General features: G+C 59.0%; 10 protein-coding genes and 1 tRNA gene. 9 read left to right on the forward strand and 2 right to left on the reverse strand.

Going from position 1 to position 8033, the window contains the following annotated elements; genetic code table 11:
* Positions 1-52 precede the first annotated feature (52 nt).
* Positions 53-955 carry a 16S rRNA (cytidine(1402)-2'-O)-methyltransferase gene (gene rsmI / locus BMI01S_RS07580; RefSeq protein WP_028230476.1) on the reverse strand — a complete coding sequence of 301 codons (903 nt, stop codon included), beginning with the start codon at positions 953-955 and terminating at the stop codon, positions 53-55.
* On the opposite strand from rsmI, the gene BMI01S_RS07585 reads away from it, so the two are divergent.
* From BMI01S_RS07585 to traJ, 9 genes are all read left to right on the forward strand, one after another.
* Positions 954-1481 (forward strand): YraN family protein, encoded by a 528-nt coding sequence (locus tag BMI01S_RS07585; protein WP_081723350.1) that lies wholly within the window; start codon positions 954-956, stop codon positions 1479-1481. The two genes, rsmI and BMI01S_RS07585, sit on opposite strands and share 2 nt — an antisense overlap.
* 113 nt (positions 1482-1594) lie before the next feature.
* Positions 1595-2182: a phosphoheptose isomerase gene (locus BMI01S_RS07590; RefSeq protein WP_028211846.1), complete on the forward strand. Its 588-nt coding sequence runs from the start codon at positions 1595-1597 to the stop codon at positions 2180-2182.
* 38 nt (positions 2183-2220) lie between these two features.
* Positions 2221-3003, forward strand: coding sequence for a BON domain-containing protein (locus BMI01S_RS07595; RefSeq protein ID WP_028230474.1), 783 nt, complete (start codon positions 2221-2223; stop codon positions 3001-3003).
* On the forward strand, positions 3003-3350 hold the full coding sequence (locus BMI01S_RS07600) for a c-type cytochrome (protein WP_028211844.1): 348 nt from the start codon (positions 3003-3005) through the stop codon (positions 3348-3350). Before BMI01S_RS07595 ends, BMI01S_RS07600 begins: the two co-directional genes overlap by 1 nt.
* A gap of 67 nt (positions 3351-3417) precedes the next feature.
* A tRNA-Ala gene (locus BMI01S_RS07605) sits at positions 3418-3493 on the forward strand.
* Between the two features lie 1522 nt (positions 3494-5015).
* Positions 5016-5234, forward strand: a complete 219-nt coding sequence (locus BMI01S_RS07610) for a hypothetical protein (protein ID WP_028230473.1) — start codon at positions 5016-5018, stop codon at positions 5232-5234.
* Positions 5235-5294: 60 nt separating this feature from the next.
* The gene (locus BMI01S_RS44025) at positions 5295-6131 is read left to right on the forward strand and encodes a helix-turn-helix domain-containing protein (RefSeq protein ID WP_409372310.1); all 837 of its coding nucleotides are present in this window, start codon (positions 5295-5297) and stop codon (positions 6129-6131) included.
* On the forward strand, positions 6131-6367 hold the full coding sequence (locus tag BMI01S_RS07615; RefSeq protein ID WP_051381359.1) for a TraK family protein: 237 nt from the start codon (positions 6131-6133) through the stop codon (positions 6365-6367). The genes BMI01S_RS44025 and BMI01S_RS07615 overlap by 1 nt, the downstream gene beginning before the upstream one ends.
* Before the next feature lie 336 nt (positions 6368-6703).
* On the forward strand, positions 6704-7081 hold the full coding sequence (gene traJ / locus BMI01S_RS07620; protein ID WP_028230472.1) for a conjugal transfer transcriptional regulator TraJ: 378 nt from the start codon (positions 6704-6706) through the stop codon (positions 7079-7081).
* 569 nt (positions 7082-7650) lie between these two features.
* Here traJ and BMI01S_RS41870 read toward each other — a convergent pair.
* A partial coding sequence (locus BMI01S_RS41870) for a hypothetical protein (protein ID WP_042288762.1) occupies positions 7651-8033 on the reverse strand: 383 nt, incomplete at its 5' end.

Below are 8033 nucleotides of genomic sequence, written 5' to 3' on the forward strand. Positions count from 1 at the left end.
GTTGGGCGGCCCTTCGGTTTTTCGGCGGTTGTTTTTCTTTTGGCTGGCGCGCTCAGTCCTCGGCCTCTTCCTCGCCTTCCCCCTTCAGTTCCAGCGCCCGGGCATAGAGCGCATTGCGCGACGCGCCCGTGAGCGCCGCCGCGATCCTGGACGCGCCCTTCACCGGCACTTCCTGCAGCAGCACGCGCAAAAGTGCGTCGTGATCGACTTCGCCATTTGCCTGCGCGCTCGCGCCTTCCACCACCAGCACGAACTCGCCGCGTTGACGGTTGGCGTCCGCAGCGAGCCACGCTGGCGCTTCGGCCAGGGTGCCGCTCCAGAGCGACTCATGTAGCTTCGTCAATTCGCGGGCGATGAGAATGCGGCGCGAACCGCCGAACGCATCGGCGAGCGACTGCACGGTTTCGACGATGCGATGCGGCGCTTCGTAAAAGACCATTGCGTGCGTATGCGTGACGAGCGGTTGCAGGGCGGCCGCTCGCTGCCTGGGCTTGGGCGGCAGAAAACCGAGGAACGTGAACGTCGAGACCCAGTCGCCCGCTGCGGAAAGCGCCGTTGCGAGCGCGCTCGCGCCGGGCAGCGGCACGACGTTCAGGCCGGCGGCGCGCACGGCGTCCACGAGCTTCGCGCCGGGATCGGAAATGCCGGGCGTGCCCGCGTCGGAAACGCAGGCAACGCGCTCGCCGGCGCGCAGAAACTCGATCACGCGCTGCGCCGCCTCGCGCTCGTTGTGCTCGTGCACGGCGACGAGCGGCTTCGAAATGCCGTAACGCGCGAGGAGCTGGCCGGTGTTGCGCGTATCTTCGGCGGCAATGCGATCGACGAGACCGAGCACATGCAGCGCGCGCAAGGTGATGTCGGCAACGTTGCCGATGGGCGTTGCCACGACGTACAGCGTGGCGGCCGGATACTGCTGGGCCTGTGCGAGTTCGAAGGGGGACGAGAGGGACGTCATGACACGGAACGCGCGAACGCAGGACAAGAGGCCGACATTGTGCCACGCAGGCGCGGACGCGCCCGAGCGAAGCGACGCGAGCGAACGCGCACGCACAGACAACTTTTCAGCGCGCACGCGGTCGAATGCCCAACGCCGCGCCACAGGGGCGCGTTTCGAGGCGCACGCGCTTGCGTTCTTGCGTAGAGAGCGCCTGGAACTCGTGGCGCGTAACGTGCACTGCCGGGGCGGCGAACTCGACCTCGTGATGCGCGAGCGCGACGGCACGCTGGTTTTCGTGGAAGTGCGCGCACGGGCGCGGCCCGAATTCGGCGGCGCGGCGGCGAGCGTGGGATGGCGCAAGCAGCAGCGCGTGCTGCGCGCGGCGCGCTATTTCCTCGCAAGGTGGCGCACCGACGATGCGAACCGCGAAGCTAACGAAAAACCGGGCACGCCGCCCGCGTGCCGCTTCGACGTGATCGCGTTCGAGAGTGGGCGGCTCGTGTGGCTGCGCGATGCGTTTCACGCGCAAGCAGACGAGAGTTAAAACGTGGATCAATAATAGAAGGGTGAAAATGAACCCCCTCGAGTGCGCTAAACTTGCGGCACACCGCACCAGGCGGAATTCTTGCGATACCCGCAGTACAGATTAGAGAGACGATGTCCGTCGAACGCATTCAACAGCACTTCCGCGATAGCGCAGCCATCAAGCTCGCGGCCATGGAAACCCTGGCGGTCCCGATTGCCGCCGCGGTCGATACGATGTTCGCCGCGCTCGCGAACAGCAACAAGATCCTCGCATGCGGCAATGGCGGATCCGCCGCCGACGCCCAGCATTTCGCCGCCGAACTGATCGGCCGTTTCGAGCGAGAACGCCCGGGCCTGCCCGCGCTCGCGCTCACCACCGACGCCTCGGTGCTCACCGCCGTCGCCAACGACTATGCGTATGAACAAGTGTTCGCGAAGCAGGTGCGCGCACTCGGCCAGCCCGGTGACGTGCTGCTCGCCATCACGACTTCGGGCAACTCGGCGAACGTGCTGGCCGCGATTCACGAAGCGCACGAGCGCGAAATGATCGTAATCGCGCTGACCGGCAAGGGCGGCGGCGACGTGAACGCCATGCTCGCCGATACCGATATTCACCTGTGCGTGCCCAGCGACAGGACGGCGCGTATCCAGGAAGTGCATCTGTTGACTATCCACTGCCTGTGCGACGGCATTGATGCGATGCTGCTGGGCGAAGACTGACACCGTACTACATTGAAGGACGAAGGGAGGGGATGGTGATGAGCAGATTCGGCATGACGCGCGCGTTGGCACGGACCACGCTGACGATCGGCTTCGCAGCGTCGCTCTGCGCAAGCCTGCAGGGGTGCTTCCTGGCGCTGGCGGGCGCGGCGGGCGGCACGGCGCTGGTGGCAACCGACCGCCGCACGGTGGGCTCGCAAACAGAAGACCGCGAGATCCAGGTGAAGGCGCTGGCGGATCTCGGCAAGCAACTGCCCGATACCGCGCACGTGAACGTGGCAGTGTTCAACCAGCGCGTGCTGCTCACGGGCGAAGTGCCCGACGACGCCTCGAAGCAGAAGGCGGAGAGCATCGTGCGCGGCGTGACGAACGTGGGGTCGATCGTCAACGAGCTGGCGGTGCAGCCGGCGAGCTCGTTCTCCTCGCGCGCGAACGACTCGTACCTGGAAGGACGCGTGAAGGCGGAGCTGGTTGCCTATAAGGACATTTCGGCGAACAACTTCAAGGTGGTGGGCGAGCGCGGCACGATTTATCTGATGGGGCTCGTGACGCCGCAGGAAGGCAATATCGCCGCGAACGCGACAGCCGGGGTGATGGGCGTGACGCAGGTGGTGAAGTGCTATCAGTACATCAAGCCGGAACAGACGGCGGTGGCGAACGCGGCTGCGTCCACTGCGCCGGCGGCAGCGCCTGCTGCCGAGGAGCCGACGGTGGGGGCGGTGCCGGATGCTGGCGTGAGTTCGAAGCCTATTGAGCACCAGGCGCCCGCGCCCGTTACTAATTCTTCGGCTACGAAGCCGGGGAATCCGGGGGCTTTGTGATGGTGCGGTTTGTTGGTGGGGTTGTGGCGGGGGTGGTGGCTGTCGGGGCTCTTGTTGGGATCGCTTCGCCTGCTTTCGCTGCTGTGGCGGATGGGATGAAGGTCGCTCAGGCTAATGCGTGCATGGGATGCCATGCTGTGGATCGCAAGCTCGTCGGGCCTTCGTTCAAGGATGTCGCTGTGAAGTACAAGGGCGATGCTGCTGCGCAGGTCAAGCTCGAGAAGAAGGTGCGCGACGGTGGGGCCGGGGTTTGGGGCGCTATCCCCATGCCGTCGCATCCTGCGATGAGCGCTGCTGATATACATTCTGTCGTGGGCTGGGTGCTGGCTGGAGCGCCCTCCAAATAGTTTTGCCTGGGGTCAGATTTGACGCTTGGCAAAATAGATTTCATATGTGTAGAATCGGTAGTTCGTTGGGGCGGTAGCTCAGCTGGGAGAGCGTCGCGTTCGCAATGCGAAGGTCGGGAGTTCGATCCTCCTCCGCTCCACCAAAAATTTCAATAAAAACAACGCACTACGTCTTGCGATGTAGTGCGTTGTTTTGCTTTCGGAAGCAGATTTCTGCACACCGCGTGTGGCAGATTTGTGGCAGATGAAGTCTGCCGGGCGGGCAACGTTGCAATGCTCTGCAACGGTGTGCCATGTTCGATGTTATCGATTGAGGACACGGGGCCGCTCGTATCTCCTCGGGCGCAAGAAGTCATCCAGCGACATAGTGATGGACACTCGCGCGCTCCGCCTACCCAATTTGAGCTTTCCAGGGCAGTAGCCCGGTAGAACTCCGGGTTCATAGTGAATTTATCAAACTTTATCGGATTTTGATAATATCGCTAAAGTCGCTATGACCGTCAAGACAGATGACCGCTCGCAGCGCAACGCATCGGCAAAAGCCACTTCCTGAGGCTGGATCCGAAGTCTTTGGATCCGTCACCAATTCCGCCATGCTACGGACTTCCCACTTCAAACGTTTGTCGCCCGACGACTAAGTCGATGGGCCGGTTTGGCTACCAAGCACACTGCCTGTCCATCACAGGTTTGACGATACAGTCCCAATCCGAGAAGTGTTGCCACTCAGCAAGGGGCAGGCCGGTGCGGCGAACCTGCTCACTAGTCGAAGAGGGCTCGGTCCTAATTTCAAGATTCTCCCATCGATATTTCAAGTCGCCTTCTTTTGCGAACGCGGATTTGTTGACCGTGTTTTCCGTTTCTGGATAAGAAATTCGACAACGCGAACCTTCGTTCATGGCTTGTAACATTTGGCGGAGATCGAGTTAAAAATTTAGCGGCTAAATTTTCTTTGGGGATGTGGAGGGGTAGGCGTTCCATATTTGATTTGTGATTTCGGTAACGATGAGCAAAAAGTTTAGCTAAACTTTTTCGTTAAAAATCATGCGCTTGCGTTATTTGTAAATATTTGCAAGAATTGCCGATAATTCCATAATTAAGGCAAATTCGAGGTGTGTGATGCCGAAAAAGAAAGGGCTGATTGGTCCGCTTTTTGGATTGGTGTCTTCGTTGTTTATTAAATTTGGTGGGTTTTCTGTTTCGCAGATAGGTGGCTGGACGGGGGTGCGAGCGAGCAATACGTCGTCGAGCAAACTGAAGCTGAAAGGCATGCAGGGAAATCTCTGCCCCCTTGTCCGCACAACGGCAATTGTGGGAGCCGTTGGACTAAGAAAGTGCATCTCATGAAAAACCTGATCACTGTAGAGCAGCTTTCAGCGTGGATTCACAAGTCAGTTTCCAGCATCCGTAGCGATGCGACGCGCAATCCACACTCGCTCCCGCCCATCTGCCGTCTCCCAGGCACGAAACGGTTGCTTTGGCGAATAGACGACGTCGAACGTTGGCTCGAACTCCACGTTACCGGTGCGAGTTCCACGCCGGCCGAGCCGGAGATCGCCATTCCGCGGAAGCGGGGGCGTCCGACTAAGGCCGAACAGGTTGCAAGAGGCCAATCTTCGGGCGGTCAACGTTGATGCTTCGACGATCCGAGTTCCGTTTGGGGGGGATATGACGACAGAAGAGGTATTGCTTAATCGATTTGGTGGATCGCCCTTGTTGTCGTTGATTCAAGTGGCGGAAATTCTCCACCGGAGCCCCGAGGGGCTCCGCATCACATTGAACGGAGATAACGAGCTCGCTCGCAGGCTCTTGCCAGAAAAGGTCAAGATCGGCCGCCGCGTCTATTTCCGGACAGCGGCAATTGCTCGGTTTATCGACGAAGCTTAGGGTGAGATATGGGGTCTCGTGCTCGTTGTTGCACGGTCGCGCGCCATGAGTATTAAGGCAATGAATTGGGCGTGGGAGCAGAGCTTACCGCCGGCTTCTAAGCTGGTGCTCATGGCGTTAGCAGATGCAGCCGACGAGGAGGGTTATTGCTATCCGAGAGTAAGAACCATTGCCGTGAAGTGCGGAGTTTCGGAAAGAACGGTGCAGCGGACGTTGAAGACGTTTGAGAGCGGTAACCTACTAGTCGTGACGCCGAGATTCACCGGTGAAGGTCGGCAGACCTCGAATGGGTATCGACTGCATATGAGCGTTGACCCCGACAAATTGTCACCCTCCGCGGTAAATAGTCGGCGGGGGGACGCCAAGGGCGTCACCCTCCCCCTGACCAAGCCGTGTCAGGGGGAGGGTGACACAGCTATGCCACTCCATGAACCACCACTAGAACCTTCTATTGAAGCACCACTACAACCCTCGGAGTCTGCCCAATTGTTTTTCCCCGCCGCCCTATCGCAAGCCGAAAGCGTAAGCGTTTCAGGGCTGATCGCAGGCATTAAGCGATCTGATGCTCAGGAATTGCTGGACGAGCTTGCGTACATCCTCGAACGACGAGCAATTATCAAGACCACCCCGATCCAGTGGTTTTACGGGGTCGTTCAACGCTATCACCGGGGGGATTTCAAGCCGACAGGGGCGATTCGCGTCAGGGCTCGTAGGGAGCAGCAGAGACGAGAGAATCCCGGGCGAGTCGAAGTCTCCGCTGGAAGAACAACAGCGCCGGAACACCTCCGACTTGAACTTTGGGAAGCGGCGACGAGATGGCAGCGTAAAGGTGGGCCTGACAACAGTATGTCCGATCGCGCAGTTAGCGCGAGTCTCGAAGATAAGGGGAATTGTTGATGAAGACGCTATCCGAGCGGATTGCACTACGTGTCTTGCAGAGCGGCGAAGGTCGTAACGTGCGGAATAGGGCGTCGTTTCTCATGGTGCGGACCGAGGTGGCCGAAGCGCTCGAGGCCGGTCATTCGATGTTGGCTATATGGGCGACGCTCCAAGATGAGGGGCACATCAACTTCGGCTATCAAGCGTTTCGGCGCTACGTTGGTCAATTGATAACGCGTAATGCTGCGCAGTGAAATCGAACAATGCAATTGCTCGGGCGTTCAATGTCGCGTCGCAAGCGTTCAAGAGGCGAGCATGTCCATGCGATTTCGATCATCTGGCAAGAAATTTTCGATTGATCGAATGCGTCGTGAGTTCATCTGCATGTGGTTCGAGTCCGTTGCAATCGCAGATCGCAATATTCTTGCGCAAAGGCCGGGCAAGATAGGTGAAGTTAGCTAACCGGCAGGCGGTTAGCTAACTTCACTCCCCCTTATTCGCACAAGTGCTCAATGGTGGTCTTGTTCTGCGAAGCCAGTCGGTTACCGCCGACAAACACAGCGGACTGAGGCCGCATCGACTGGACGCCAATGGAGAAGAAGAAAGCGAAGACGACCCGCAAAAGCGGGCGGCACTTGCGAGTGCCGGTGCTTCCCGACGAAGAGGAGGCCATCAAGGAAAAGGCGCGGCAGGCGGGGCTTTCTGTCGCCGCGTATCTGCGCAACGTGGGTATGGGCTACAGAATCCAGGGCGTCATTGACGCGGAACTGGTCCGCGAACTCGCAAAGATCAATGGGGATCAAGGGCGACTTGGCGGTTTGTTGAAGCTGTGGTTGACGAACAGTGAGAAGCTTGGAAACCAGGACCCGGACCAACTGCGCCGTCTCATTCATGGCGTCCTCGACCGGATCATTACGATGCAGAGCGCCTTGCTCAGGCTTGCGACAGAATCAAGGCCAAAAATTTAGCGGCTAAACATGACGAGCCGCAACCAAGAAATTAAGCCGCTAAGCGCGAGAAGGCCGCGACGAAAAATTTAGCCGCTAAATTTTTGAACGACAAATGGTGCCGAGCACGGCCGAGGAAAGAATGGAGAAGGGTCTTTTCGATGAGTTGGTGGTGAGTCTGCGGCAAGCTGCTGAAATTGCCAGGGGCTTTCGCAAGCTGCGAACCCGTCGGCGATTAGCTGAACGTATCCGCGAAGAACGACAGGCGCTGCAGATGATTGGCACTCGGGGCTTCAGAAAGAAGCTGCCGCGTCGGAGACCCCTTCGCGCCCGTAGGCTGGCCAATCGGCTCGCCAGACGAAGAAAAGTCATAAAGAGATAACCGCTTTGTGGCGACGGCGCCGGCCTCCCCCCATGTTTTGGTGGAACTCGTTGTATCGACGTGCGCAATACGCCCGTGGCATAGGTCATCTGTCACGCTACGCAGCGTGACAGATGACCTATCTGTAGTCCGGCGGTGCGCCGATGATGTGCACAATCCAGGAAGGCGTTCGTACGTGCTACTAGGCGCAGGCAACGCGGTAGTAGGGCTATCTAGCGTTGATCCGGTCAATGATTTTCTGTCCGTCCGGTGCGCCTGACATCGTGCGCAGGAACACCACGTTGCGACCGAGAATCTTACGGATCTCGGCTGCTGGCAGCGGTGACTCCAGCCGCACGAAGTCCGAGAGCTTCTGATAATGGCACTCATCGACGTCGCCTTGATGGTCGGTCTTGAGCGTCTTTCCTGTGCCCTTGCCGAATGCAACGATGCCCCTGCCGTTTTCGTAAAGGAACACGACGTCGTTCTTTTGAATCCGGTCGATGTTGAACTTCCACGGGTCATAGAATGCTGCGGCGATGCCTTCGTTGAGCATGCGCTCGTGGTCCTCAATGTGATGGCGCTTGTTGGTATTGAGGATATGGAAGTGGT

The sequence above is a fragment of the Paraburkholderia mimosarum LMG 23256 = NBRC 106338 genome, from assembly GCF_000739815.1.
In the GTDB taxonomy this organism is placed as follows: domain Bacteria; phylum Pseudomonadota; class Gammaproteobacteria; order Burkholderiales; family Burkholderiaceae; genus Paraburkholderia; species Paraburkholderia mimosarum.